At 64.8% G+C, this 26,962-nt stretch carries 23 protein-coding genes; 6 read left to right on the top strand and 17 right to left on the bottom strand.

Annotation, left to right across the window (positions count from 1 at the left end; genetic code table 11):
- Nucleotides 1-426: 426 nt before the first annotated feature.
- From ACTIEW_RS13310 to ACTIEW_RS13295, 4 genes are all read right to left on the bottom strand, one after another.
- On the bottom strand, nucleotides 427-3,171 hold the full coding sequence (locus ACTIEW_RS13310) for a fimbria/pilus outer membrane usher protein (RefSeq protein ID WP_439478385.1): 2,745 nt from the start codon (nucleotides 3,169-3,171) through the stop codon (nucleotides 427-429).
- Between the two features lie 130 nt (nucleotides 3,172-3,301).
- Nucleotides 3,302-3,973, bottom strand: coding sequence for a molecular chaperone (locus tag ACTIEW_RS13305; protein ID WP_439478384.1), 672 nt, complete (start codon nucleotides 3,971-3,973; stop codon nucleotides 3,302-3,304).
- Nucleotides 3,974-4,355: 382 nt separating this feature from the next.
- On the bottom strand, nucleotides 4,356-4,955 hold the full coding sequence (locus ACTIEW_RS13300) for a hypothetical protein (RefSeq protein ID WP_439478383.1): 600 nt from the start codon (nucleotides 4,953-4,955) through the stop codon (nucleotides 4,356-4,358).
- Between the two features lie 112 nt (nucleotides 4,956-5,067).
- Nucleotides 5,068-5,652 (bottom strand): hypothetical protein, encoded by a 585-nt coding sequence (locus tag ACTIEW_RS13295; protein WP_439478382.1) that lies wholly within the window; start codon nucleotides 5,650-5,652, stop codon nucleotides 5,068-5,070.
- Between the two features lie 398 nt (nucleotides 5,653-6,050).
- Here ACTIEW_RS13295 and ACTIEW_RS13290 point away from each other — a divergent pair, with 398 nt between their 5' ends.
- Together ACTIEW_RS13290 and ACTIEW_RS13285 are read left to right on the top strand one after the other, a co-directional pair.
- Complete coding sequence (locus tag ACTIEW_RS13290) at nucleotides 6,051-6,743, top strand: response regulator (RefSeq protein WP_439478381.1); 693 nt, start codon at nucleotides 6,051-6,053, stop codon at nucleotides 6,741-6,743.
- Between the two features lie 32 nt (nucleotides 6,744-6,775).
- Nucleotides 6,776-8,608, top strand: coding sequence for an ATP-binding protein (locus ACTIEW_RS13285; protein ID WP_439478380.1), 1,833 nt, complete (start codon nucleotides 6,776-6,778; stop codon nucleotides 8,606-8,608).
- Nucleotides 8,609-8,657: 49 nt separating this feature from the next.
- Here ACTIEW_RS13285 and ACTIEW_RS13280 read toward each other — a convergent pair whose 3' ends face one another.
- Nucleotides 8,658-10,961, bottom strand: coding sequence for a TonB-dependent receptor (locus ACTIEW_RS13280; protein ID WP_439478379.1), 2,304 nt, complete (start codon nucleotides 10,959-10,961; stop codon nucleotides 8,658-8,660).
- A gap of 725 nt (nucleotides 10,962-11,686) precedes the next feature.
- Between ACTIEW_RS13280 and ACTIEW_RS13275 the strand changes: the two genes are divergently transcribed.
- Entirely contained in the window at nucleotides 11,687-13,132 is a 1,446-nt protein-coding gene (locus ACTIEW_RS13275; protein ID WP_439478378.1) for an integrase arm-type DNA-binding domain-containing protein, read from the top strand.
- Nucleotides 13,133-13,320: 188 nt separating this feature from the next.
- On the opposite strand, the gene ACTIEW_RS13270 is transcribed toward ACTIEW_RS13275, so the two are convergent.
- The 7 genes from ACTIEW_RS13270 to ACTIEW_RS13240 form a co-directional block, all read right to left on the bottom strand.
- Nucleotides 13,321-14,676 (bottom strand): AAA domain-containing protein, encoded by a 1,356-nt coding sequence (locus ACTIEW_RS13270; RefSeq protein WP_439478377.1) that lies wholly within the window; start codon nucleotides 14,674-14,676, stop codon nucleotides 13,321-13,323.
- A complete protein-coding gene (locus ACTIEW_RS13265; protein WP_439478376.1) occupies nucleotides 14,673-16,115 on the bottom strand; it encodes a hypothetical protein in 1,443 nt (480 codons plus the stop codon). The genes ACTIEW_RS13270 and ACTIEW_RS13265 overlap by 4 nt, the downstream gene beginning before the upstream one ends.
- The gene (locus ACTIEW_RS13260; RefSeq protein WP_439478375.1) at nucleotides 16,108-17,214 is read right to left on the bottom strand and encodes a hypothetical protein; all 1,107 of its coding nucleotides are present in this window, start codon (nucleotides 17,212-17,214) and stop codon (nucleotides 16,108-16,110) included. The genes ACTIEW_RS13265 and ACTIEW_RS13260 overlap by 8 nt, the downstream gene beginning before the upstream one ends.
- Nucleotides 17,211-18,071, bottom strand: a complete 861-nt coding sequence (locus ACTIEW_RS13255; protein ID WP_439478374.1) for a hypothetical protein — start codon at nucleotides 18,069-18,071, stop codon at nucleotides 17,211-17,213. The genes ACTIEW_RS13260 and ACTIEW_RS13255 overlap by 4 nt, the downstream gene beginning before the upstream one ends.
- A 99-nt stretch (nucleotides 18,072-18,170) precedes the next feature.
- Entirely contained in the window at nucleotides 18,171-19,505 is a 1,335-nt protein-coding gene (locus tag ACTIEW_RS13250) for a DNA methyltransferase (RefSeq protein ID WP_439478373.1), read from the bottom strand.
- Nucleotides 19,502-20,098 (bottom strand): RES family NAD+ phosphorylase, encoded by a 597-nt coding sequence (locus tag ACTIEW_RS13245; protein ID WP_439478372.1) that lies wholly within the window; start codon nucleotides 20,096-20,098, stop codon nucleotides 19,502-19,504. The genes ACTIEW_RS13250 and ACTIEW_RS13245 overlap by 4 nt, the downstream gene beginning before the upstream one ends.
- Nucleotides 20,095-20,637 (bottom strand): antitoxin Xre/MbcA/ParS-like domain-containing protein, encoded by a 543-nt coding sequence (locus ACTIEW_RS13240; protein WP_439478371.1) that lies wholly within the window; start codon nucleotides 20,635-20,637, stop codon nucleotides 20,095-20,097. The genes ACTIEW_RS13245 and ACTIEW_RS13240 overlap by 4 nt, the downstream gene beginning before the upstream one ends.
- 372 nt (nucleotides 20,638-21,009) lie before the next feature.
- On the opposite strand from ACTIEW_RS13240, the gene ACTIEW_RS13235 reads away from it, so the two are divergent.
- The gene (locus tag ACTIEW_RS13235) at nucleotides 21,010-22,377 is read left to right on the top strand and encodes an Hsp70 family protein (protein WP_439478370.1); all 1,368 of its coding nucleotides are present in this window, start codon (nucleotides 21,010-21,012) and stop codon (nucleotides 22,375-22,377) included.
- On the opposite strand, the gene ACTIEW_RS13230 is transcribed toward ACTIEW_RS13235, so the two are convergent.
- On the bottom strand, nucleotides 22,352-23,128 hold the full coding sequence (locus ACTIEW_RS13230; RefSeq protein ID WP_439478431.1) for a S1/P1 nuclease: 777 nt from the start codon (nucleotides 23,126-23,128) through the stop codon (nucleotides 22,352-22,354). The two genes, ACTIEW_RS13235 and ACTIEW_RS13230, sit on opposite strands and share 26 nt — an antisense overlap.
- A 299-nt stretch (nucleotides 23,129-23,427) precedes the next feature.
- Between ACTIEW_RS13230 and ACTIEW_RS13225 the strand changes: the two genes are divergently transcribed.
- Together ACTIEW_RS13225 and ACTIEW_RS13220 are read left to right on the top strand one after the other, a co-directional pair.
- Nucleotides 23,428-24,006 (top strand): hypothetical protein, encoded by a 579-nt coding sequence (locus ACTIEW_RS13225; RefSeq protein ID WP_439478369.1) that lies wholly within the window; start codon nucleotides 23,428-23,430, stop codon nucleotides 24,004-24,006.
- Nucleotides 24,007-24,161: 155 nt separating this feature from the next.
- Nucleotides 24,162-24,518, top strand: coding sequence for a hypothetical protein (locus tag ACTIEW_RS13220; protein WP_439478368.1), 357 nt, complete (start codon nucleotides 24,162-24,164; stop codon nucleotides 24,516-24,518).
- On the opposite strand, the gene ACTIEW_RS13215 is transcribed toward ACTIEW_RS13220, so the two are convergent.
- The 4 genes from ACTIEW_RS13215 to ACTIEW_RS13200 all read right to left on the bottom strand — a co-directional run bounded on the left by ACTIEW_RS13215 (nucleotide 24,452) and on the right by ACTIEW_RS13200 (nucleotide 26,810).
- On the bottom strand, nucleotides 24,452-24,919 hold the full coding sequence (locus tag ACTIEW_RS13215; protein ID WP_439478367.1) for a DUF411 domain-containing protein: 468 nt from the start codon (nucleotides 24,917-24,919) through the stop codon (nucleotides 24,452-24,454). The two genes, ACTIEW_RS13220 and ACTIEW_RS13215, sit on opposite strands and share 67 nt — an antisense overlap.
- 126 nt (nucleotides 24,920-25,045) lie before the next feature.
- Entirely contained in the window at nucleotides 25,046-26,059 is a 1,014-nt protein-coding gene (locus tag ACTIEW_RS13210) for a PIN domain-containing protein (RefSeq protein WP_439478366.1), read from the bottom strand.
- Nucleotides 26,060-26,139: 80 nt separating this feature from the next.
- The gene (locus tag ACTIEW_RS13205; protein WP_439478365.1) at nucleotides 26,140-26,373 is read right to left on the bottom strand and encodes a hypothetical protein; all 234 of its coding nucleotides are present in this window, start codon (nucleotides 26,371-26,373) and stop codon (nucleotides 26,140-26,142) included.
- Nucleotides 26,374-26,432: 59 nt separating this feature from the next.
- On the bottom strand, nucleotides 26,433-26,810 hold the full coding sequence (locus ACTIEW_RS13200) for a hypothetical protein (protein ID WP_439478364.1): 378 nt from the start codon (nucleotides 26,808-26,810) through the stop codon (nucleotides 26,433-26,435).
- Nucleotides 26,811-26,962: the final 152 nt, after the last annotated feature.

Genomic DNA, 26,962 nt, shown 5'->3' with positions numbered 1-26,962 from the left:
ATTGACGCGCTGCGATAGTTAACGTGTGAGTTCGAGATGCACTCTGGCCATTCGCTAGAGTTAAAGTAGTCCCAGTTCTCCCCGACGCGGATGTATTCAGATCTATTACAACTTCCGGTCTAGAATTTCGATGAACAGTCGAAACAAATCCTAGCGGGTAACCCGGAAGTACCGAACTGGCGCCTGATAGCTCAACCATACCTTTGGCAAAACCAAATCTTATTTGAGTGTCAGAAGGGCAGTTGTTCGTTGCGGTAACGGTAAACTGTGTCAGGCTGTCAGTGGCCGACAGAGGATTGTACATAACGAATACAGGAGTTGTAGAGACAGTAAAGCACGCCTCCGCACGGGCGTTGGTTGCCTGACTCGACACCAATGCCACAAACATCAGCGCGGCCAGCCAGCGGACATATTCGCAAGGACGTTTCATCGACCTGACCCTATCGGCGCGAGAGGTTGCGCCAGGCGGATGAAGGTCTCGCCTTCCGGCACGTCAAATTCGTAGACGAGCGGTCCGTCGCCCAACTCGATGCGCCAGCGCCCGGGCCTCAGGCCCTGGGCGGAGAAACGACCCGCCCGGTTGGTGAACAACTCAATCGGCGCGTGATCAGGATCGCTGAGGTCGATGGCGCGCCCCGCCAGCAAAGCCACGGGCTGCAAGTCGCGGTCGAGAAGGGTACCAATCAGCGAGACTGAATAGTCCGAACCCACCACGAGGCGGTACCCGGCCCTGTAGGGGGCCCGCAGATCAAATGAGCCCGAGCCGAGGTCATAGCCGGGATCCGCACCTTCGACCTCGATCGGCAGGTTACGGCGCGAATAGGATGACACCTCCGAGACGAGGGCCGGGCCAAGACGATCTGTGCGAGACTGGGAGCCCCCGTCGGGGGTCGGATCGACCAGCACCTGGGCCCCGCGCAGGGTCGAATGCCGGGTGACGATGGCGAAGCTGTCATAGATCGGGCGCCCAACAGCAACGGCTCCGTCGGCATAGGCCACCGCACCCGCCAGTCTCAGCGACGTGCGTTGATTGCTGACCTCGCCGGTTGTCTCGTCGAATGTGGCTCTGTGAGAAAGATTGGTTTCGAGACGATTGAAAGTCCGGAACACCGAGCCATTGAGCGAAGTTTCTCCAGGAGCTCGCTCAACGTCCGCGGCGACGGAATAGCCTCCGTACCCCCGTGATGGGTTGCGTTGGTACGACAGTCTGGAGCGCTCCTGATTCGCGTCATGAGAAGCGCGGAAGAACTGGCCGGCACCCAGGCGCCGGCTATAGGTGAGAAAGACCCCATAGTTGTTGCCGCGGCGGTCGAGTTGGTCATACTGCGCTTCGACTGAAAGGTTTGACACCCGGTCCAGTCGGCGTGAAAAGCCCAGTCTCGCTCGGGCTCCGCTTTGTCCGCCTTCACGACCGACCACATAACCTGCGTCCGCGTTCAGGACCGTCCGGTCGCCGAACTGACGGCTGTAGGCAAGGGATACATCGACCGCCCTTGGGTTCACAGACCCGGGACCGATTGTAGGAAACTCATTCGCGTTTCCGATCGAGTCGAAATAGGGGCTCACGGCCTCAACCGAAGCGGCGAAGGTCTGGCGCGGACCTTCCTCGGTCGGGCTCTGCCACTGATAGTTCAATTGCGCCGCCCAGCCGGTCCTGCCGTCAAAGTTGGAAACGGCCGCCTGGGCGCTGACCACGCCCAAAGCCGGCGACCACAGGGCCTCGGCGCCAACCATTCCGCCGTTCATATTGGCCTGGCCGTTGATCCCCAACGTCAGGCTGTCAGTCACGCCGCGTCGGTAATAACCTGTGGCGATGAACTGGTCGGTCCGGTAGTCCTGCTGCCCGTTCCCGAACGGCGCTGCGATACCCACGGCGAGGTTGTATTCCGCAAGGCCCGGCTCGAGCAGTTGCTGGTCGAAGAAACGGTTGTACGAAAATAGTTCGCGCCGGCCGGTGGGGTCTTCGACCACGACCTGAACATTGTTCTGACCCGCGGCGAAGGGAAAGTTCCGGACGTCATAGCGTCCGGGCTGGAGGTCCATCTGACGAACCGGACGGCCGTTGACGAAAAACTGAACTGACCCGGGCTGGCTCAGGGAAAAGGTGCCCTGTCCACGCGGACGGATGTTGCGGCCCGGCTCCAGCATCCCAAAGGAACGCGTCACCGACAGGCCGGCCATGTCGGGCGAGGACTGAAAGCCACGAACGTCCGGTCGGATATCGCCCAGCACCCACCGCCGCGCGCGTTCGGGCTGATCATAAACGAACCGGGTGGCTCGGCGACGAAACATGTCGGCTGCCGCCAGCGACGTGTCGACGAAGGCCTCTACCTCCACGACCACCCCACCCATAACGCGGGCAGCACCAGTGAGATCGAAGACAGGACGGGCAAGACCGGTCGAACCGCCCGCATGGACATAATCCAGGGCCGTTCGCCAGGTCAGCCAGGCGGAAAACCTTGCGGGTCGCTCGACCCGGCCAGTCGGTGCCTCGAGCTCGGATGACAGCTCAATCGTGCGAAGCTGCTGGTCATTGACAGGGAGGTCGATCGTGATTTCAAGCAGGGCCGGATCGTAAACGCCGCCGAGGCCCAGCGCCTGGAGATCCGCAAGCGTCAGGGTTTCCCCCATCGCCCGAAGCTTGTCCAAAGTGGCGCGACTGGCCAGGGGTTCCAACAGGACGAGCAGCCGGTCGCGAGAGAGATCGACCATATTCTCGGGACCGATCCCCGCCGTCAGTTCTCCAACATAAGCAGTCCCGATCCTGAGCGGCATGGTGATCTCAATCCGCCCCGGGCGTTCGACGACATCGGTGCGCCCGGTATCAGGCGGCGCCAGAATGCTCGGGGGCGGGGTTGTGACCGTCGGCCGGCTGGGCGGGATGGCGATGGCCTGGACGGCTTGGGAAATGGGCTCGGCCAGGTCGGAAAGGAACGCTGCAGGAATCCGCAGCGCATCGCCGATCGCTCCACGAAAATTCGGATCGGCCAGCACCAGCCCGGCTGGAGTCATGGCGAGCAGCAGCGCCGAAACCGCGACCGTCGAGGCCAGTTGGGCATTAAACGCGGCGCTCTGTTGGCCGGGGACCGCAACCACCTCTGCGGCCCCAAACCACGGACCCGCTCCGGCCTCCGCCAGCGTCGCGGCGATTGCCTCCTCGATGGGGAGCATCGGCCCGCCCAAATGGCGGCTAAGAAACCGGTCCCGCTTTTCCTGGAACGTTAGCGGCACGGGCCGGGTCCACGGTCCGGGTTCGACCGTTGACCCGGTATTGGCACTGAGTCCCGAATACACAGAGGTGCTAGCGACGACCTGCACGACTTACCTCAGCCGTGATGCTGGTTCCCTCCGTTGGCAGATCGAAAGGCAGCACGAAGCGGCGGGTCGCTCCGGGCTGTAGCAGTCCGATGCCTACGCGCCCCCGCAGGTCGTCGGGGGAATAGGATTGGCTCCAGACTCTCCCACCCCGGTCGTCGCGCAGTTCCAGCCGCAGACTGGTCCCCGACAGATATCCGTGAACGTTGGAGTCATTTGATACCGTCACGGCCGCACGTCGAACGCCGTGGTCGTCGGTGATCAGCTCGGCTCCAAGCACCTGCAGGTTGGGTTCACCGGTCAAGGGCGCAACATTGACCACAACCTGAAATTCGTAGAGCAACTGGATGCCAGAGGTTCCGGCCGGCAACGCGACCGGTTGCTGGGCGACGGAGACCATGAACGTCTTGCTTTTGGCGATATCCGGATCGCCGACCCACTGAACCCGAAACACCTGGGTCGCCCCCGGGGCGATCAATGCCTGAGGCGGGAACATCAGCAGATCGTCGATACCCTCGTCGCTGGTGGTCACCGTCCCCTCGGGGCCGACGATGGCAGCACGAGCTTTCAACTCAGTCGGCATCGGGGCTTGGCCAGTGTTGACCACGCGGATCTGGCCCGAGGCCATGCGGCCGGAGGGCTTGAGGTCGATCAGCACGGGCGTCACGCTCATAGCCCAGGCAGCGCCCGCCATGACCGTCATTGCGACCGCAGCCGCAGCGGCCCAACCCGCCCTCATCCCAAATTCTTGACCGAACACATGCATTGTCGCCACCAACTCTCTTTGAAGGATACGGACCCGGAACGGGCCATCACGCACCCGGTAGAAACTCGATCAGGAGGCTGTCCAGATTGTCGCCGGAGACCAGTGAGTCGGGCCGGGAGACAGCCTCGTCGGACCCACATCCGCCCAGATGGGCGGGGCGGCAAAACCGATCTTCTTCACGAAGCTACAGCTTCCCGAGACCGGATCGGCCGCCTCCAGCCTGCCCCACAACAGGCCAGAAGGCCGGCGCTCCGGTGGAGCGCCGGCCAAGTGTCTAGATAGCCGCACCAAGTTGAACGATCATGGAGTCTGAATAGACGCCGGCCACTACCGGCAGGGTACCGGCCGGAATATTAAGGATGACCTCCAAGGGGCCCCGAGAGGCACCGCCAACAGGGGCCGACTGGAAGGTACGGGCCGTGTCGACGACAGGAACCGGGGCCGCAAGGTTGGAATCGGGAAACGTCAGCTCGTTACCAAGACTCAGGTCGAGAGTGGACCACGATGCGTTGGCGGTATAACCGAGCCGGGTCACGAATGTGCCGCTTCCGCTTCTTGGAGCATTGCTGACGGCGGATGCATTGACCATGCCGCCGTTCGCAGAACGCAGGCCAAAGGCGTGGTTATAGTTGCACATTCCGGTCCAACTCGCAGTTAGCTGACCGGCAGCTATGACGGCATTGGCCGAGTTGAAGGTTACCGTGGAGGTCAGGCCGCTGGCTGCCATGGAGCCGGTACCAGTTGCTGAATCAAGCGTCATCGTGCAGACGCTTGGTTGGGTTCCACCTACCGCGACGGTTTGGTTGGCTGTCTGCGCTAAAGCCGGACCGGCCAATAGCGCGGCCGCGGCCGCGCCGAGGAGAAGTTTTTTCATCCTTGTCATCCTATCTCGGGCGAGGGGCCAATGGCCTTCCGCCTTTGTTGTTACTCCAACGGAGATACGCCCGCCGAACCCCGGACATCCGGGGATTTGCAACCTCCACCCCTCAGATCACCAGAACGGTGAGCGTCAGGGTGTCGGTATAGGTCCCCGCCACCAGCGGATTGATCGGTGTCGTCCACGAAACGCTCAGGCTGCCGCTCTTGTCGATCGAGACGGCGGCACCAGAATCGGCGAATGGACAGCTGGCGGAGGCATAGGCGACGCAGGTCGCAGCATTTGAGGCCGTCAGCGCGGCGCTGTTCAGGCCTGAATCACCGAATGGCGCTCCGTCGGTCGCGAAACTGGTCTGAACCACATAAGGCAGGCTGGTAGTGAATACGCCTGAGACTTGCGCCGGCGGGGTTTCGGCGACCAGGGCCCCGTTTGCGGAAACCAGGGAGTAGGTCCAGGGCGTATTGCAGTTCACATTGACGACCAGTGCCCGGGACGCGGTGTCCGACAGGTCGCCAAGGGTAAATGGTCCCGGTGCCGTCAGGGTGCACGACTCGGGCACATGGCCCGTCGCCTCGATAATGACCTGGGCGTCGGCAGGGCTCGCAACCCAGACGGAGGCGCCGGCCAGAATGCCCAGTACGGCAGCGCCCGGTGCACTCGTATGGCGGCGCAAATAGCTTCCCGAACCTGACATGCCGCCTCCCCTCCATGGGATCTCGCCGTGGGCGAAACCGTGGGGATGGAACGCTCTAAACGCTCCCTCCCCTGAGGGCAGTATTTGTAAATGTTAATAAAAAGTTAGTAATCCTAGGTATCGGGTACCCAATTCAAGGGAGGCGGGTGACCTGATCTACTCGCCGGAAAGCGGATCCCGGGCGCGGTACCGGCAGGCACATGGTACAAGGCCACCAGTTTGCTGCCGGGCGTTACGTTTGGGCGCTGATCGCCGCCACCCGCGACGCAGGCGGCCTGCGTCGGGAATGGACGCACCCCTTACAGATCGGGGGCTGTCCACAGATGTCTGCTGCATCAGCGCCGGATGCCCCGTTCATGGGATATTAACCTTTCAACAAGCGGAGCTAATATTGCCGAATGAAGTTGCAGAATGGCGCTGAGGTGACCACGGCACCGCAAACGGTTTTGTTGATCGAAGACGACGCGCCCATCCGGGCCCGCCTGGCCGCTGCCTTGTCTGAACATGGAATCTTCAAGGTCGTTCAGGCTCCTGATCTCGCCACGGCGCGCGCGGCTATCGCCAGCCAGACACCCGACCTGATCGTTTCCGACCTCAAACTGCCTGACGGAATCGCGATCGGTCTCTTGGCAGAGGTTCGGGAAAAATCTCCTCAGGTGGAGATATTGGTCATTACGATATTGGGCGACGAGGCCACGATAGTCGCCGCCATCGCAGCGGGCGCTTCCGGCTATTTGCTCAAGGACGCGCTGCCCGAGGATATTCACAAGGCCGCCATTGAGGTCATGGAAGGCGGCTCCCCCATTTCTCCGTCTATCGCCCGTTTTATTCTGAGGCGGGCCGGTGAGATCGGATCGGTTCTGGTTGCTCCGATGAAGCCGGCTGTTGAGGTTCCTCATCTGACCCCTCGCGAACTCGAAATCCTGTGGGGGATCGCCAAGGGACTGTCCTACAATGAGATCGCCTCTCTGCTTGAAATGTCTCCGAACACGGTGCCAACTCACATCAAGGCGATCTACCGCAAGCTTCAAGTCGGGACGCGAGGCGAAGCTGTGTACGAGGCGATCCAGCAAGGCTTGATCACATTCTAGGACAAAGATCCTTGTTGGGTGAGCGGGGGCGCTTGGTCGGCGTTCTTGCCTTCCTGGTGGCAGGGCTGCTGGTGATCAGCCTCGCCATGAATTTGATGCACCAGCGGCATGCGCACCTCGCGTCGGAAGTCGGAAGCATGATGTGCGCAGACCGAAATGGGCCTGAGGCCGGAATCGTGGCCACCGTCCGGCTGCCCTTGGCCTATTCTCCGAGTCAACGGAGGGGCTCGGACGGCATTCGATGTCAGTTCGAGGCCGTTTTCAGCCCGGAAGAAGCGCTCGGCGCGGCGCTTTTAATACCCGCAGTGACTGGATCGATGTCGGTTGAAGCGAACGGCCACCCAGTTTTGGTTGCTGAACAATATATCATGCGAAATCTGCGTTTTACCAATGTTCCTGCGTTCGTTCCGCTCGGGCCCGACGTTTTACGACCCGGCACAAACCGGTTCACAATCACCCTTATTGCTCCGCCGGGCCGACCAATCGCGATAAGTCCGGTACTTTCCGGCCCTCGAGCCGCTCTCAACCTCAGGTACCAGGCCCGCTGGTTCACATCCAGCGTCCTGCCAACCCTTGTCGTCGGTGGCGCAACAGCGCTGGCGATGGTCTTCGGCCTCATCTGGGCGGTGCGCCGCCATCAGGCTGAATTTGGCTGGCTGTCGTTGTTTCTTCTGCTGGGCGCCCTGGTGGGGTCGGTGCTGATACCCGACTTCGGGCTCGGAGGCGGGCCCTATTCGATATGGGGTATGCTGGCGCTCTGGGAAGCCGCCGCCGGATTGATGTTCATGCGGGCAGTGGCTGGACTGCCAACCAAACGCGTCCACCTCTGGTTTGCCGCCCCGCCGGCGGTGCTTTGGTTTTTGTTCCTGGCCAATCCGTCGGTCTTCATGCCGAACTTGGTCATCCAGGGGGGGGTGGCGATGGTCCTGAGTTATTCGTTGCTCGGCCAGTGGTTTCTGTGGCGAGTAGCCCGCCGCGGGAATCTGGAAGCACTGTTGATCCTGATCGGCATGGCCTTCTGGACACTGTTCCTAATCCACGACGGGTTGTCTGCGATGGCCGTGGGCGGGAACATGATCTTCCTGTCACGCTCGGCAATGAGCGGACTGCTTGTCATGATCTGCGCATTGATGACCCTGCGCTTCCTGCGCGCAATGGCTCAACTCGACGATACGGCCAAGACGCTTCGGGGGCAGGTCGCCTACGCCGAGAAAATGCTTACGGAATCCTACGAGGAGTTGCGCGCGAGGCGAGAAGCAGAGGCCATTTCCGCAGAGCGGGTGCGCCTGATGCGGGACCTGCACGATGGCGTGGGAGGCGATCTGGCGTCGATGCTGGCGCTGGCTGGCGAAGTCCCGCCGCGCGGCGCCGAGATTGCCAAACATGCCCGATCCGCGCTTGTGGATATGCGACTGATCATCGGATCACTGGAAGACTATGGTGGTAATCTCACCCTCGCACTTGCCGCGTGGCGCGAACGGGCCGGGCCTCAGTTGCGTGCTGCCGGCATCACCCTTCGCTGGAAGGTTGATCGCCTTCCCCACATGCCCTGGCTGGGATCCTCGCAGGTCCTCGATATTCTGAGGATCGTCCAGGAAGCAGTTACGAACGCCATAAAGCATGCGCAAGCGGGGTGCCTTGAAGTGACTGCGCGCGAGTGCGACGAAGGGATTGAAATATCACTCGCAGACGATGGCGTCGGCATCTCCGACAGCCGCACTGGAAACGGCTTGCGTAACATGGCCAGTCGGGCGAGCCGCCTCGGTGGTCGCCTGTTGGTGAAACGCACTGAGCAAGGCACCGCCGTCCGCTTGACCATTCCGACGACGCCCCCACAGGCGAAGCCGGACGCTTCCATGCCTTAGTCCTGTTCGACGGCGAGACAGCCGCCCCTTGTCGAACAGGACGGCGCCCCTAGAAATTCATTGCAAGCCTCAAGCCGACCGTTCGGGGCGTGCCGACATAACCTCGCATGAGGGTATGGCCCGTGGCAGGAACACGCACGCCAAACACCATGTCCAGCACTTGGGGAAACTTCGCCCGGAAGTACCGCTCATCTGTCAAGTTGTGGCCGTAGAGCGAGATATTCCAACGTTCGTCCGGACTTACGATCGTCATTCGACCGCCGACCGTCGCAAACTCATCAACAAAACCTTGCGGATTGAGATCATTGGTAGAGTGAATACGTGAACTGTAGTTTGCGTCAGCCCGGATTTGCGCAGAAAACCCGTTCATGAAAGGATTTGACGTATATTGAATGCCAAAGTTGACTTGCCATTTCGGAGCAAACGCTGGCGTCCGCCCGGTGAGGTCCTGTGTCAGGGGGCAGGATCCCGGCGCACCGGTGCAAGCGGGCAATCCGGGCGCGAGGCGGTTGTCCGTAAAAGTCGAGTCCAGATAGGCAAGCCCAAAATCGAGGCCGATACTCGACGTTGGGCGTGCCTGACCCTCGAGTTCAACCCCCTGGGCGCGGATTGACCCGGAGTTTCGGATAACGAAACTGACGCCGTCAAATGATCGTTCCTGAAAGTCATCCAGCTCCGTTCTGAAAGCTGTGACATTCATCAGGAGACGGCGGTTGAACAGGAGCGACTTGATCCCCGTCGACCAGTCTTGAGCCATTTCCGAATTGAAGACCCGGCGCGCGCCCAGCGCAGCAGCGCCGCCGGCGGAGTTCAGCCCGCCAGACTTGTAGCCGGTCGAGTAGCCGACGAAGGCCATGACCCTCGCGCCGGCGCGCCAGCTGAGGTTTGCGCGCCAGGATGGCTGGCTGTCTGAGAAGGCGAGATTGGCGTTTTCGGGGGCCCGCATAATGACGGCGGCCGGGTTGATGATTGCCTGGTCAAAGCGGCCCGACTTTTCATCCTCTGTCTGCCTCGCGCCAATAGTGAGATCGAGCGTTGGAGAGACGGCGAACGTGGCCTGGAGATAGGCTGCCCTGCTGGTGGTGGCCTGCTCGAAGACGTTGGTGGCTGCGTTGATCCGCGGCCGGGCGTTGCAGGGTCCGACAAGAGGCGGCGCGGCGACCGCGACAACAAAGCCACAGAACTCCGATCCTAGGTTTAGGTCTTCACTGATCCGGTAGTCTTCCTTGAAGAAATAGAGGCCGGCCACGAAATCGAGCCGTCCGTCAAGCAGGGCGCCTTCGGGTGAGATAACCTGCAGCTCTACGCTCTGGCTGCTGCTATCGAACGTCGAGTCTCGCGTGAGCAGGTCCTTTGGGGTGAACACGACGTCGCCATCGCTTTGCGCATTGGCCCAATCACGCGCTGAGGCGATCAGACGGAAGGTATAACCGCCGCCAGGCTGCCAGGTGAGGTCGCTGGTGATGCCGTTCTGCCTGTCAGACAGGCGCGATTTTTTGATCAGCTGGTTTAGCGTCGTTGTCGGCGGAAAGGTCAGGACGGGCGTGTTGCCGCCAAGACGAGCCGTGTAGCTGGCGAGTTGGCCGGGCGAGGCTGTCGAAACGTCCACAACGCTCGCTACGACACCGTCTCCGGTCAACTCGGCATGGTCGGCGCGCAGGATCCAGGTCAGGTCGTTGGAGAGGAGCCATTTCGCCGAAACGCGCCCGGCTATGGTCGAAGACCCGCCATAGGTCTGACCGTCGAGCCGGTTTTGAACGAAGCCGCCATCTGATGCCCCGATGGCCGCGAAGCGCAGGGCGAAGGTCTCAGACAGGGGCAGGTTGTAGACGCCTTGGACCTCCTGGCCCTCGAATGAACTACGTCGGACCGACAGGCTGCCGGTTGCCCTGTCCACCGATGGATCATGGGTTCGAATAGAAAGAGCGCCGGCCGTTGCATTGCGCCCGAACAGGGTGCCCTGCGGCCCGCGCAACACCTCCACACTCTGGACGTCGAGAAATCTTGCGAGCAGCGCACCCGGGCGAGGCACGAAGACGCCGTCCATGTAAGGCGCGACGCTCGGATCGATCGCCGCATTGGAAAACGCTCCAAAACCACGGATTCGCAGGGACAGGCCTGCGGATTGCGAATTCGTATCCAGGCGGAGGCTGGGCACCAGGCGCTCCAGCCCGGTGATGTCGTGCGCACCGCGCGCTTCGATTGTCTGTGCCGAGACCGCAATGATCGACAGCGGAACATCCTGGATGTGTTCGGGCCGCCTTTGCGCGGTAACCAGGACTTCCTCGATCTCGGTAACGACAGGGTCGGGAATATGCGGTTCCGCAGTCGCAGAAGCGGCTGCTGCAGTCATGAGTGAGAACGTTAGGACGCCAAACAACCATCGCTGAAGATACGGCACCTGATTGCCCCTTGTCACCGGTCTGCCAAGCCCAGCACCAGTCCGAACACGGTAAAAGCAAACTCAAATGCGCTCATGGTAGCGTCCCCGTTCGCCGCACGGTTACATGCAACCGGAAGGTCCGCAACGGGTCGGGTCCCGTCATTTGCATCCTGCCGGATACCGCACATTAGAGCAGCGCGCCGGAAGCAGACTTCGCCGAGGTCGGTTCGGGGTCGGAAGCGGTCAGGGAGATCGCGCCGGGAAGCGGACACCAAGCTATCCGATTAGCTATGTTCTTAGAACGATCCACCAAATTTTCAGCAGCGATCAATCTCGCTTTAAGGTGAAAGAAGCTGGCGTGCCCGGGTGGGGTCTACGGTGGGGTCCGCCCTACAAAAGTAGAAGCAAGTTGCTGTATTATAGGGGATAAACTCCCGAGAGTGGCTCCGCGGGTAGGATTCGAACCTACGACCCGCTGATTAACAGCTCCTGATTTCCCACTTTCCGATTGCCGCCGATCGCCGCCAAGAGCGCGATGCAAGCAATTGATCATGTTGACAAATATTCGGTTATCTCGCACGGTTTCGCAGTCCGGCGAAGGCGCCCCGAGATGACTCCAGGGGCGAATTTCACCGTTCTAATACCGTTCTAAACAGCCCCAAAAGCGCCGTTCTAACCCACCCAAAAGTCAGCAAATGAGCGATCCAAAACTCCACCTCACCGACCGCAACATCCTGAATCTCGCCTATGCCCGCGAGGGCCAGTACCGGGTGCGCGACACGGAGACGGCGGGCTTCTTCGTGCTCATCGGAAGCCGCACCAAGAGCTTCATGATCCAGGCCGACCTGCGCGTCGGAAAGGCGCGCACGACCATCCGCATGAAGGTCGCCGATGTCGGCGACGGGACCGCTCGGGAAGCCCGCATCAAGGCCAAGGGGCTGCTGGCCCGCATCGCCGGCGGCGAAGATCCCCGGCCGCCGCGCGAGAAGCCGATCCCGGTGCTTGAGGACGCCGGCGTGCCGACGCTGCGTGAGGCCTGGACCCGGTTCCGCGCCTCCCATCTGGAGCGAAAAGGTCGGGCGAGCGGCACCTTCCGCAACTACACCGACCATATGGAACGGCTGTTCGCGGACTGGCTCGACCAGCCGCTGTCAGAGATCGGGGACAAACCGCGGCTGCTGGCCGACCGGCACGACTACCTCACCAAGAACCACGGACCGGCCATCGCCAACGGCGCCGTGCGCAGTTTCCGCGCCGTCTACAACCACGCCCGCAAGACCTGCCGCCAGCTTCCCGCCGAGAACCCCGCTGTAGGGGTCGACTGGAACCCGGACCGGCGCAAGAACACCGCCATGGGGGTCGCTGACCTGCCGGCCTGGTTCGAACAGGCCGCCTTGATCCCCAATCCGGTCCGTCGGGAGTTCCAGTTGCTGACCCTGTTGTCCGGCTCCCGGCCCGAGGCGCTGAAGAACGTGCGCGTCGAGGACCTCGATCTGCGCAACCGCATCATGCACATCCGCCTGCCCAAGGGCGGCGCCGACAAGGCCTTCGACGTCCCGCTGTCGCGCGCGATGCTGGAATCCATCTTCCGCCTGCGGCGCCTGGGGCCGGTCATCTATCCGGAAAGCGGCCGGGAATGGCTGTTCCCCAGCGACGCGGCCTGCGGCCACATGACTGAGCACAAGGAAAAGCGGGAGGCTCTCAGCCACTACGGCAACGATCTGCGCCAGACCTACCGGACGATCGGCCAGCCCGCCGAGGTCTCGGAGGTGGATATGCACCTGTTGATGAACCACTCGCTGCCCGGGGTGAACGCCGGCTACATCACCCGGTCCAAGCTGATGCGCGGCCATCTGCGGGCGCAGCAGGAGAAGTTGTCGCAGTTCATCCTCGGGTCGGCGGTCGGGCGGGGGAGGCGGCCGAGCCCGGAACTGAGCCGCTGGCTCAACAGCACCAGCCGGATGATGCTGCAGGAACTGCTTGATGAGCACCCCGACACGGCGCGGCTGCGGGTCGGGCCGCGATCAGCGTTGCGCAAGCTGGAGGTGCAGGCGACCCGGATGGCGGTGCACGACCTGCCGGGCGTGTTGTTGGATGCGCCCTCGCGGCGCAGCCGGCGGTTTGCTGACAGCCGCTCCTGACTCGAAGCGCCAATCGGGGAGTCTGCTTTCAGGCGAGCGGCACCACTCCCGCACGGCGAGGAGATCAAGGCGACAGACAGCCTCGAAAAGTACTAGAAGCCCGGTCCGCGGGCAGCGAAGCCGGGCGGGTGCGTCTCTCGGAAACGCTGATCTAGCGTCCGAACTATTCCGCCCGGAAGGCATGCGGCTCACGCGGCGTGAGACGCAGCCAAGCCGTGGACGGCGGGGAAGACACGGCCGGCGCGCGCTAGGGACGCCATCAGCGTCAAGTGGGCGCGCCAGCCGCGATACTCCGGATCATCGTCAATCCCAAGCGCGCGATTGCCGGCCGGCGCAAAGCGCGTCAGCTGGTCCGTGACGCCCTGGCGGCCAAAAATCCAGCAGCCGATGCGATGGCGCGAGAGCATGACGCACAGGCGTCCGGCGTCCAAGTGGAAGGCCGTGGCGTCCGCCCGACCCGACAAGGGGTGATGCACGAACATGAAGGGGCGCTCGATGCCTTGGAACCGGTTGGCCGTCTCGACGAATACGCGGGACAGGGACGGGCCCAAGCGCTCGCGCACGGCGTTGACCTGGCTGACATGAGCGCAGACCACGCCGATGTCCTCGGGCCGCACCTCTGAGATGTGGCCGTCGTCGCTCATCCGCGCACGACGCAGCAGCAGGCGTTCGATCGACGCGACCAGTTCCTGCGCCAGCTCCGCGTCGGCTTCGCCGGTGATCTGTGGCGGCAGCTCGACATGAACGATGGACGCCCCCTGGGCCACGGCGTCCAGCGCCGCATCGAACGGCATCACTCCCGCCACCGGGAATTGGATCGACCGATCGCGGCTCATCGCCGAGAAGGGCATGTCCGGATAGAAGGCCGGCTGGATCAGCTGCACGGTGTCGGCATTTAGCCGCCGCGAGACCGGCAGGCTCAACTGCAGCACACCGGGGTGGCGCTGGACGAGCGCAGCGGGGCAGGACACTTGGGGTCCGGCCAGGTCGCAACGCCACCGCTCGATCTCGCAATTGACGAACGGGTCGATCTGACCGGGGTCGCCGATAAGCACATGGTGGGGGGCCAGGTTGGATATCTGGTGGAACTTGTAGTCGGGAAGCTGGAAAGCCTCGTCGACGATCTGGACGTCGAAGCAGGTCTCGCCCGTGCGAATCCACGACCATTTGGCGGCGTTGCCGATTGTGATCGAGGCCTCGGAGGGCAGATCTTCCAGCTTGTTGACGATCACCAAGTTGCCGGCCCCGACAAGGTCGCCCGGCAGGTTCAGGTCGTTCTTCGCGAACATGTGAATCGGCAGACCCCGGGCGTTGCTCAGCAGACGGCGCGTCAGGTCGAAGGCCTGCTCATTGGTCTGAGTGACCACCATGCAGCGCTGGCTCAACAGCAGCGCGCTCTGCAGGGCGACCCGCTGGGCGACGCCGGTCTTGCCGGCACCCGGCGGCGAGCGCAAGACGACCGCCAGTTCGCCATCCCACTGGCTGCGCAGCACACGATCAAGCGCCGTGTCCGCCGCCTGGGCGGGATCGAAGGCCTCACTCATATCAACCCCTCCACCGCGGCGCGAAGGTTGCCGGGCGCGGCTTGCGGCGCGCGCGCAGGCGGGGGCGGCGCCTCGCCGTGCGTCCAAGGCGTGCTCGCCATCCGGGTGCTCATCTGCGCCAAGACATTGCCCAGATCGTGCCAGTTCGGCGCGCCGGGTCCGAAATCCAAGACCTCGCCCCGCGACAGGCGTTTGGCGGCGTTTTTGCCGGGGCTTTTGCCCGGCGCGACGCGACCCGTGACCCACGTAAAGGGCCCGCGCCGCTCGATCTCGTCGATCCGCAGGGATAGCGCGGCACCATCCAGAGTGCAGAGCACATCGCCAAGGCGAAGGTGCAGGCCGTCCTGGTGGCTGGTAAGCACGAGATCATACTCGTACACCCGCGATCTCGGATGGGTCACAATGACGTCGGCAAGCTGGGCGCGCAGCACCGTGCCCGTGCTCACCCCCTTCTCCCGCGCGGCGTGATCATAGCGCAGCATGCCGGCCTCGACGTTGTTCACCGCCCGCTCCCGCGCAGCGATCTTGATGGCGCCGGCCTTGGCGGAGTCCCGATAGGGCAACCGATGGCCGTCGTCGCGCGCCAGCATGAACCGCGCGAATTCACGCGCCTCCTGGTCGGCGAGTTCATCGAGAATTGGGTTTGCCTGCCAGCGCGGCGCGCTGAGCAGGGCGATGGCCCGCTGTGTGGCCGTGTAGATCGGCCGGATGACGCCTTCAAGCATCTGCTGAATCCGGCCGTGGTGGCGCACGGCCGCCTCCGGCGTCGCCGCGCCGTGGAAGTCGGAGACGGCCGGCTGCAGCTGGTTGCGGTCGAAGCGGGGATCGGTCTTCACGCTCATGGGCAGGCCCTCCGCCGCCGCGACGGCGGCGAAGATGTCCCGGCCCGAGGGTGGCTCGATCCACGTCAACAGGGCGGCGAGGTGTTCGTCCTCGGCCTCCTGTTGACCGGTGGCGTAGTGCAGCCGCAGCGCGCCGCTGGCGCTCATTAAGGCCTGCTGGCCGGCGATGGGGGAGCGCTCGCCGGCATAGGTCCAGAGCTCGCCGAGGCGCTGGATGTCGGGCTCGTCGGTGAACCGCAGGCGGTCTGCCAGGGTATCGAGGTGGCCGAGCGCGCCGGCCGACGACACCCAAATCTGCGGGAACGTCCCGTCCGCGCGGCATTGGGCGTAGTAGGTCTCGAAGAACGGCAGCAGCCAGCGCAGCAGGGCGTACTGGTCGTCGCGGCTCCGGGGGTCGGCGATGACATGGATCTGCGCCGGCTCGCCGAAGCCGCCGAACGCGGCGGCGTGGACCGAGGTGTCCTCTCCGGCCATCGACAGCAGGGTCAGGATGCGGGCGTGCGGCTGGATCACCACCTGCCGCTGCGAGACGATCGGCACGGCGCGACCGTTCTGCAGGGCCCGCAGCCGGGCCGCGACGTGGATGAGGTCAGCCATTGGCGATCCGATCGAGCAGCTGCGCCGCAGCCCGCAGATCGGCGGACAGCGTGGCCTCGGCTTCGTTGGCCGGCGGCCGGCCGCGCCCATCGAGCAGATCGATCGCGCGCGAGATGGAGCCTGCGGCCGCCAGTTGCTCCGCGGCGAGATCGCCCAGGATGATCGGCTGGCCGGCGGCGAGCGCTTGGGCGCGGCAGCGCTCCCACAAGGCGCAGTGTTCCTTGCAGGCCGAGCGATAGTTGTTGGGCAGCCGCTCGATCATCCCCGCGTCGGCGAGGGTCGCCCCCACCGGCAGGATCCGTTCGATCTCGTCTAGGTCGGCCGGCGCGGTGGAAAGCGCCCGCACTAGGGACGCAAGTTCGGACTGCGCCCGCATCGCTGGGAACAGGCGCGGCTGGAACGACCCGGGCGCGCGCAGTACCATATCGATCCGGTCGCCGGCCAGGGCCGCGTCGCCCCCGCGGCTGGCGATGTGCTGTTGCAGGCAGAGCGTGCCAACCGCCGCCTCCCGGCAGGCGGCGCGGATGTCCGTGGTGTCGGTCTTGCCGCCCCGGTCGGCGTACGACTTGATCACTCCCACCCGGTAGAAGGGGTCGGCGTCGCTGGCGACTAGATAGGCGAGCTCGACCGCGTGGGTGACGCCGACGAGCTCCAGAGGCAGGCGCGGGTTCAAGATGAGGTTCGGCGCCCGGGCGTCGCCGCTCAGCTTCAGATCGAGCAACCGCCGGGTCTCAAGAACTCGCCGCGCCCGGGCCGCCGGGGAATCGCCGTCGGCGACTTGGGTGACATCGGCGATTTTTACCTCGCCCTGGGCCAAGATCCCCTTCTCGCGGTAAGCGGTGAGCAAGGACGCGCCGCTGCTTCCCAGCAGGCGCCGCTCATAGTTCTGGCTGACGACCATGGCGAACGGCGACATGGCGTCGGCGTCGCCCTGGAAGACGATCTTGATCACTGCGCTCGGCGTCAGCCCGGCCACGATGATCGCGCGCAGGCGCGTGCAGCCGGCGTTGCGGGCCACGCTCTCAATGCCGCGCGCGCCGACCTCGACCGCGTCGAGGCCGCCCCGGAGACGGGAAAGGCGGGCATTGGCCGGCGTCATCTGATCGCGCGCTCCGCGACGGTCGTGTCGAGGAGCACCGGGCGGCCCCAGAGCTTCACGTGCAGGCCGCTGGATGACAGCTTCGCCGCCGCCGCCCGCCGTTCTTCGAGGTCGGCATCTTCGATCAAGCTCAGCTCACCGCGCGCGGCCTCGATGATGCGGTCCGGCTCCATAGGCTGGGCGTGCTCGATCGCCCCGGGGATCGACCGGGCGAACGGGAACAGCAGCCGCTCGATGTTCTTGGCCTCGCCGGCGCCGGCCTCGCGCAGGTGGGCGAGGCGTCCAGTCAGGCTGATGGCGATCCGCAGGCTGTCCGCGCGGATGCTGCGCGAGCCGATGATGCGCCGCTCCAAGTCCCAGGTCGAACTCGTCAGCAGGCGCGGAATGGCCGTTAACTGCTGAGCGCTGATGGCGGGCACGACCCAGGCGGGCCGAGCGGCGGGATTGCGGCGCGCCGCATTCTCCTCGTCTCGGCGCAGGCTGGCGAACCGAGATGGCGAAGGGCGCGTGCCGGTTAAGGCGTCGGTAAAGTCGGCGATCAATGCCGGCGACGCGGGCGCGCCCAGGTCGTCCAAGGCGTCGAGCGCCAGTTCGCGCAAGGGCTTCCCGGGCTTGCGTGCGCGCGGCGTGGCGATCTCGCGCGCCTCCAGCTCGCTGAAGCGCAGGGCGTCGGATAGGCGCTGATAGTCCGCCGTGAGTTCGGCGATTTTCGCCTGGGCCCGCTCCCGGCCGGCAGGGTCGCTGGTCGCCAGCGCCTTGGTCAGGGCCGCGTAGGCGTCCTGCTGGCGCTTCGCGTTGCGCGCAAGCTGGTCGGAGATGGAAAGCGGGCGAGACATGATTTCAATATAGGCTTCCACGCTCTTCCACGCAATACCATGCTTGTCCGCGTGGTCTAGCGGCATGCAGCGCCACGCCTTCAGGTGCGCCGGGCGGTTCGAGGCGCGGCGCGGCGACCGCTATTTCGAGAAGCAGAGCACCGATTCGGTGGCGCCCGACGGTCGCGTGTAGGACCGGCGACCGGGGTTGATGTCGGACATGGATTTGAGGTGGAAGGCGCTCGTCTGCGTCAGCTCCAGACCATGGTGGACGCCGATTTCCTCGATCATCTTCGGCAAATCATTGTGGATGTCCTTGTAGTAGGAATCTTGGACGACCAGCACCGCCCGCCCGCCCGGCTTCAACGCCTGCGAGAGGTGCGCCATCGAGCGAGACATCTTGTCGAAATAGTCGAGGTGGGTCCGGTAGTAATAGCCGCGCGACGCCTTCGAGGGATGCGCCTGCAGTGCGCCGAGGAACTGAAGGCAGGTCGCGCCCCAAGCTTCATCGACGTCTATCGGCGCCTGGGGCGCCAAGGTCGAGCCGATCATCTGGCGGCCGAGCGCCCGGGCGCTGCTGCTGAGCAACGGGCCCAGCACCGCGAGTTCGATCCGGGTCGCTGCGGTGTAGTCGATCCGCGTGCAGTAAGGCGGGGAGGTCAGCACGAAATCCACGCTCGCTGGCGCGAGCTCCATCGTGGTCGTATTCGACAGGTTGATTCGGCAGTCGCCGAGCCGCGGCAGGTCGTCGACGAGCTGGTCGGCGTCCCGCTTCGCGCCCAGCGCGTCGGCCATGCCGCGGACATTGCCGCCGAAGAGGCGCGCGACCGCCGCTGGCGAGGCGGTGATGCGGGCTTCCGCTGCCTTCGGGACCCTAAGCCAGGTGGGGTTCGACGACTTGAACGGCGCGACAAGCCGGCGACAGGCCGCGAAGAGGGCGACATAGAGGGTCGCGGCGGTGCCGGAGATGCGGTCGAGGTGAACCCCGTCCGGCGACTTGGTCATGCTGCCGACCAGGCTACGGCGGATGTTCTGCTCGATGCCTCGGATGAAGCTGGCGGTGGCGAGGTCGAACCACCCCAGCAGCGGATCGTCCGGCGCCAGAGTGGGAGGCTGGGCGCGCGCGTGGGAGAGGATCGTCGCCGCCAGGGGCCGTAGGTGGTCGGCCTCGCTCGGGGGCAAGAGGCGCGCCCGCGCCACCACGATCATCACCGGGTTGAGGTCGATGCCGATCGAGCTCAGCCCCAAAGTGCTGGCGGTATAGGTGGTCGTGCCGCTGCCATTCCAAGGGTCGAGGACGACCGCGTGGCGCGGCAGGTTCGCGCTCTGCAGCAGTTCGCGCGCGAAGAGTTCTGGATAGCCCGCATAGTAGGGGAAGAAACCTTCCCACCCGGTCTGCAGGCGCTTGTTGCGCTTCGGCGACAGGATTTGCAGCGGGGCGACCTCGGCCACCGGCTCGGGCGAAGGTACCGTCATGGCGCGTACCCGCGCTGGCGACGGACGGTGATCTCAAGCCGGGTGAGCTCCGCGGGTAGCAGGGCGCCCTGCAACAGACCGATCGGTGGGTTGGCCGACAGCGTCGGCAAGGCGCGCTCATAGATTGCCACGCAGGTGCCGCTGGTCAGTCGGGAATCGAACAGGATCGCGTCCACGTCGGGCATGGCTGCATGCACCGCTTCGGACAGGGCCTGTCCCGCGGTGTGGTCGCGGGCGCGGCTGACGTCCGTATCCACGCCGAGCTCATATGCGGCCGGGCCTCTGAGGTCGAGCATCACGAGTTCCCGGCTCGAACCGATGGCGGCCACACAGTGCTGGTCGAGGTGCGGCCTGTAAAGGAAGCGCCGGGACTTGCCCTCAAAGCGGTCGCGGACCACCGCCTCGGCGAAGGCGGTGGCGAAGTTGTCCCCCGCGTACAGCACCTTGAAAGCGTCCGACGGGCTCGAGAAGCGGCTAGAGCCAAAGCCGGCGCCGACCGGGCTCGCGCGATGCCGACTGGGAAGGATACGCACCCAATCATCCAGTCGGGCGGCGTAGAGCCGCTCGCGAAGTTTCGCCTCGGGGATCTTCACGCGTAGTCATAGGCGCCGGCCGCCGCTCGCGCGATCGCTGGCGCTTCGCCATCGCGCAAGGCCTCGATCGGCGGCTTCCCACCCGTCATCCGATTTGGCGCCACCAACCACTCCCAGGCGTCCTCTGGGGTGGCGAAATGCTCCGCGACGAGATCGAGTCCCTCCAGCGGCCGCGACCGGTAAAACTGACGTGTCGGATAGACGAAGTTCCGGAGCCCCTTCCGCAGCGCGAGAACCTTTCGGGCCTTGCGCCAGTTGTCGAGTGTGCCGCGTGAAATGCTCAGCCAAGCCACCAGAGCGCCGGCACCAAGGACGTCGCTTTCGATCCAATCCTTCGACGCGACATCAACCGCGATTGCGTCGAGAAGCCGGCCGCCCTCGGCCGCTGACACCACGGGCCCGACGCCGCCGCCGCGTAGGACACGTTCCTCTGGCACCGCGCGGCGCTCAGCCTTGGCGGGCTCGCTCCGCCGCTTGGTTTGCCTGGCGACGGGAACGCGCACATTGAGGGTCGAAGCGAGCGCCAAGAGATCGGCCATAGGCATCCTCTCGACCTTACTCTCGATCGCTTTTGCCAACGCGGTGCGGTCAGTCCGAGACGGGTTTGCGGCGCTCATGTTGATTCTCCATGGGCAAATTAGGCAATATGAGTAAGTTATGCAACTTCCAAAGCCTTCGGATCTTCGGTCCTTTCGAGGTCTGTTTCATGCAGGGCCGCCAACTTCCGCATTTGGCGCATCGCAGGCCTTTGGGCTCTAAGCGCGTGCTCAGTTCGGTCGGGGGAGGCGGCTCAGTCTCAGGCGAGAACGGCCTTCGGTTCTAGGTGCGCTTCCAGAACCGCCGCACAATGAAGAGGCATTCACCGGGATTCTCGGCTAGAAGCCCCGCCCCACGCGAAGCGGACTCCTCCCATGACCTCCAATCCCGCCGCCACGATCGGCATCGACTTCGGCACGACCAACACCGTGGTCGCCGTGACGGGACCGGACGGCGAGGTATCCGTCCTGCGTCTCGCCGCGCCCGGCGGCGACCTCACCGCCTTCCGCTCCACGCTGAGCTTCCAGCTGCATCCCGGAGTCGGCGGCCAGCCGCCGGAGCGCGTGGTCGCGGCGGGGCCGTGGGCGATCGACGCCTATGTCGAGGACCCGCTCGACACCCGGTTCATCCAGTCGTTCAAGACGTTCGCCGCCAGCGCGGCCTTTACGGAAACGGTGATCGACAACCGGCGCTACCGGTTCGAGGATCTGCTGTCGGCCTTCCTGCTGGGGCTTCGCCACCACGCCGGTCCCGGCATGCAGGCCATGCCCCCGCGGGTCATCGTCGGCCGGCCGGTCACCTTCGCCGGCGGCGCGCCCGACGCCGCGCTCGCGCTCGAGCGATACGAGACCGCCTTCGCCCGGCTGGGCTTCAGCGACATCCGCTATGCCTATGAGCCGGTCGGCGCCGCCTTCTTCTTCGCCCGCAAACTGACCAGTGCGGCTGTCGTCCTGGTCGCCGATTTCGGCGGCGGCACCAGCGACTTCTCCATCGTCCGCTTCGAGCCGACGCCCCAAGGCCTTCGCTCCACGCCGCTGGCCCGGTCAGGCGTCGGCGTGGCGGGCGACGCCTTCGACTACCGGATCATCGATCAGGTGGTGTCTCCGGAACTGGGCAAGGGCGGGGACTATCGGACCTTCGACAAGGTCCTGCCCATCCCCCAGCGCTACTACGCCGCCTTCGCGCGCTGGGATCAGCTGGCTCTACTGCGGGCGTCCCGGGACATGCGCGACATCCGCGCCCTGGCCAGGAGCGCCCTGGAGCCGGACAAGATCAACCGGCTCGTCGAGGTGCTCGACGACAACCACGGCTACGCCCTCTATCAGGCGGTCTCCCGGCTGAAGCTGGATCTGTCGCGCGACGAGACCGCGGACTTCTCCTTCGTCGCCGGCTCGGTCCGGATCGAACGGCCGGTCGCGCGGTCGGAGTTCGAGGCGTGGATCGCGCCGGAACTGGCCGCCATTGAGGGCGCGGTCGACCAGGCGATCGATCAGGCCGGGCTACGGCCGGAGCAGATCGACCGCATCTTCCTGACCGGGGGCACCTCCTTCGTTCCGGCGGTGCGGAACATCTTCCATCGCCGCTTTGACCCGGCGAAGATCGAGACCGGCGGCGAGTTCGAATCCATCGCCTCGGGCCTGGCCCTGATCGGTCGTGAAGCCGATCTCGACCTGTGGAGCGAGCGCCGGGCGCCTGAGCGCTCGCCGTCCGCCGCCGCTACGCCTGGGATGCCGCGCGGTTGATGGCTTCGGCCAACCGAACGGCGGCTTTGGCGAGTTGTTCGCGGACGATGGGTTCGGCGCCCTCGACATAGGCCGGACTGATCTGGCCTCCGTTCGCCGCGCCCTGGTTGGCGGTCGGCGGGGAGGCGAGGTCCGGATAGGCGTAGGTCTTGCTGATCTGGAAGCTCTCCAGGGCCCAGTGTTCGATCGATTGTCCCCGCCAGGCGGCGGCATGGGCGCGCATCAGGTCCCGCACCTCAGCGATCCGCTCCCGGTTCGGTCCGACCGCTGCAGCGACCAGGTCGCCGTCCCACAGTGAATGCAGATTGCGGGCACGTCCGCCCGGGAAGGTCGTGATCTGGACGTCGTTGCCGCCCTTGTCGCTGTTCTCGCCGACATGGAGCGGCTGGTGCACGTCCTCGACGAAATGGGCGAGCTGCTTGAGCGCCAGCAGGCGAGTCAGGTCCGAGGCGGCCGGGTTGGCGAGAACGGCCTCGGCCTTGCGGATGGCGCCGGTCACGCAGTTCCCGTCGGCACAGAACAGTCCAGTCGGCGCGGCCTCATGGATCGGCGTGTTCACATAGTGGAGCGCGCGCATATAGCCGAAGCTGGCGAGACCGCCGCCGCGGACGCAATCCGCCCAGACCGAGGCGTCGGCGAGGGAGGCGACCGGGCAGACGCCGGCGCCCTCCTGTTGGTCCGCCGTGGCGATCAGCCGGTCCACGAAGGCCCGGCCCCGCGGCGTTAGCTCCGCATAGGCGAGGCCGCCGATCAGCCGGTGTCCCGCGCCCCCCAGGCCAGGGCCGAGGTCGGGATCAGAAGCGAGCCAGTAACGAGGACGGCGATCAGTCGACCGATGATGCGGACCATGGGATTTCCTTCGACGCTTGTTGCGGGAGGGATGCGCCTAGCCGAGTTCCATGACGTTACCGCGTCGGTTCTGGTATCCGAAGGGCTTTGACGGCCGATGTCGCCGTTGAAGTCGGGTCCGTTCAATTTGCATGGAATTTAAATCAAAATCGTTGCATGATGCCGGATCGCTTCCTACGTCGGTCGCGAAGGAATTTGATGATGTCCGCGCTCAACGACGTGAAAAGGCGACTGCGGCCCGGTCAGGTCTACCGTCGCCAGGATTTCGAGAAATGGTCCAATGCCGTGGATCGGCATCTGCGCCAGCTCGTGGAGGAGGGACGTCTCGAGAAGGTCTCGGGCGGTCTCTATCTGGCGCCGCGAAAGACGCGGTTCGGAAAAGCCCCGGCCAAGCCGGAGAAACTCGTCGAGAGCTTTCTCAAGGACGACCGCTTCCTGATGGTCTCGCCCAACGCCTTCAATGGCCTCGGGGTGGGCACGACCCAGCTCTACAACGAGCCGGTGGTCTATAATCTCAAACGCCACGGCCGCTTCGATCTGGGTGGTCGCGTCTATGACTTCCGCAAGAAGTCTTCGGTCCCGGCCAAGCTGACCGAGGAGGTCCTCCTCGTCGATCTGTTGCAGAACCTCGACCGGCTCGCGGAGACCCGCGCCGAGGTCCTACCGCGCGCCCTGGATCGCGCCCGGCGCATGAATCCCGCGCGCCTGTTCAAGGCGGCGCGGGATTTCGGATCCGTGCGCGCCGAGCGGCTTCTCAGCCAGGCGCTGGAGGCCGCGTGAGGTCGTGACCGTCTTCCTGCACGATACCCCGGACTTCCGGGACCTGGTCGAGGTCCTCGCCGGCCAGATGGACGCCCGGTGATCCTCCGCCGCGCACAGATCATGATCGTGCAGCACCTCGATCACCTTGCAGGCCGAGACCCGGCTCCGTTCCGGTGCTCAGGCCGTCGCGCCTGATCGAACATCTGGCCCTGATGTCGTTCTCGATGTTCCCGACCAACGAGGTCAGCCGCATCGTCTGGTTCGGCCTGCTCGACGCCCTGGGTCATGACGCCCTGTCGTCCAGCGCCCGCTGGGCGCTGTGGACCGTCGGCTTCGTCGGCGCCTTCGTCGGCGCCGCCGTGTTCCGCTACGGGTTCGACCGCCCCGTCCAGACCTGGCTCAATCCTTCCCCTCCACGCGGACGGTCGGGGATCAGGCGGCGACGCCGGCCACGCCAAGGGCGTCAGGCGCCGTTGTGCCGGCCGAACACCCGGGTTGAGCCGTCGTTGAGGATCAGCACGGTCGTATAGGGTTCGCGTCCCGCGGCCTCCATGCCCGGGGAGCCAGCCGGCATTCCGGGCGCGCTCAACGCCTTGGCGGCCGGGCGTTCCCGGAGCAGCCGATCGACGTCGCTGGCCGGCACATGACCCTCGATGGCGTAGGCGCCGACGACCGCCGTGTGGCAGGAGGCCAGCCGGTCCGGAATTCCATGCTGGGCCCGGATCGGCGCCAAGTCCTCGCGCTCGACGACCTCGACGCTCCAGCCGGCCTGGCGCATGTGCGCGATCCAGCCGCCGCAGCAGCCGCACCAGGGGGTTTTGTAGGCGGTGAGGCGCTTGTCGGGTGCGGCGAGGACCGGGCCGGCGATGGCGATGGCGGGAAGGGCGATCAGCAAGGCGCGGCGGGAACAGGCGGGGTGGGTTTGGATCACGTCAGGGACTCGGTCAGTGAAGCGTGTCGGCACCATGAATGGCGCTGAAGGCTTTGGCGACCGGCGGAGTGTCGCGGCATGGCGGAATCGCCCGACGGGCGTGAAACGCGAGCCACTGCCTACAGATCAGGTATCGAGCATGTCCCAGTCATCGCCCAACATCCATCGCAAGGCGCTCAGCTTGCCGTTGATCATGCCCCATTCGAAGTCAGTCCAGGGGCCTAGGTCATTAGGTCGGCGCGCTTCGACCTTCTTGGCCGCGGCGAGGGCGCCCTCCCAAGTCTGGCGTGACATGAGGTCCTGCGGGTAGCGACCGACCGGATAGTCCCTGTCTTCGACGACACTGATCTCGCCGCTTGCGACCTGGTTACGAAGGCCCCAGTGCCGATTGTACCAGACCTTGTCGGTGAGATCGTCCATCGCCTCGATGATCTCCGACAGTCTGCGATAGTCTAACGACCACTCAGTCTCGAAGCGCACCTCTTCCAGCAGCTCCGGAGCGAACGCGCCGAGCATTTCGCTGAGGCTGATCGAATAGACGGAATCCTCGCCGAACAGGTCCGCGAGATCCGGATGGGGACGTCGGCTGTCGCCCGACGGCTCGCTGAAGTCCTTGATATTGTGCGTCACGAACGCGGCCCGATCCGGAAGCACAAGCTCGTCGATCGCGTCTCGATAGTGCTCAATCAGAATGGCATCGTTGGCCGAGTTTTTCTGGCGATGAAAAGGCGCCTGTCCCCGGATCGCTCGATCCGCGACCCGCACCTTGACGCCCTCGCCGGCCGGGATCGGCGTACTGGCGGCAAACAATGCTTCGATGCGATTGACGGCGCCGACGGCGGCCTCGCCCAGCGTCGCGACCCGGTGATCGATCTCGTCGAGCCGACGCACGACGTCCATCCTGGTGCCTTCTTCGCCGAACCGTTCCACGGTGTCCTTCACCCGACGGAAGAGGCTCGAAAGGCTCTGGCCGCTCTCGCGGATGACCCGCTCCTTGTTGCGTCCGAACTCCTCGACAACCGTCTCCGGCAGGATGAGGGCGACCTGGCCCTGTTCCATGAGCGCCTCCAGGCAGGCCAAGGTCGCCTGCTGCCGGTGATCCTTGGCCAGGTCGAGCCAGACACAGGTGTCGATAAGCAAATGAAGCATGAGCGAAGCGTAGCACGAGGGAACGCCGCAGCGCCCCAACCGCCGCGACGATGTTGAACCCCGCTTGAGAACTAAGGGCTCCGCCCTCGCGCAGGCCAGGGTGAAGCGGCTCCACCGCTGGTGGGCCGGCGCCCCGGCCGAACCAGCCGCGCCATCCCCCACCAGGCCGCGGCGGCGAGCACCGCGGCGCTCGCCATCCCCGGGAAGTAGCTGAAGCCGCCGCCATCGAGGAACGGGAACACGAAGTGGAACAGTTCGGTGATCCCCATGGCGGCGAAGAAGGTCCACGCGAGATAGTCGCCCAACGCGTAGCCCCGCTTCACTAGAGGCAGGACCAGCAGCCAGGCGCCGACCGATGTCAGGATCAGACCGACAACTGGCCATGAGGCGATGGCGGGCGTTTGGACGCCCGTGATGCCGGAAAGCGCTGCGAAGAAGCCGCTGACCTTTTCATCGACCCGTGCACCGCGAACAGCGCCAGCGTCAGCCAGTAGGGCGCGCGGATCGATCGGTAGTTCACGGTGCCGCCGACCGTGAGCCAGAGCAGGAAGCCGCCCAGAAACCCGGATGAGAAGATCAGCGAGGTCCACAGGCCGAAGGCGGCATAGCCTAGGCCGATTATAAGGCAGGTGAAGGCAAGGGCCGCGGCGATGGTTTCGGGGCGCTTGCGAATTGAGCTTGCTTGTTGGAAGCGGGTTCGGGCATGGGCGCCTCCAACAAGCAAGCTGTCCGAAAGGGGCAATTTGGTAAAGCAGGAGCTCCTTGATCGCCGTCTCAGAAAAGCTTGTTGTCGGGCATGGCCTATCCTCTTGGAAGCGACGAAATCGATCCCGAAAGGCGGCTAGAGCGGGACTCGTTCACACGGAACCGTATCCGGAGTTGACGAGGTAGTTG

Origin of the sequence: Brevundimonas sp. (assembly GCF_051860745.1) — a bacterium.
In the GTDB taxonomy this organism is placed as follows: Bacteria; Pseudomonadota; Alphaproteobacteria; order Caulobacterales; family Caulobacteraceae; genus Brevundimonas.
The sequence above is the reverse complement of the archived record's forward strand: the minus strand, read 5'-3'. Positions and strand labels throughout refer to the sequence as shown.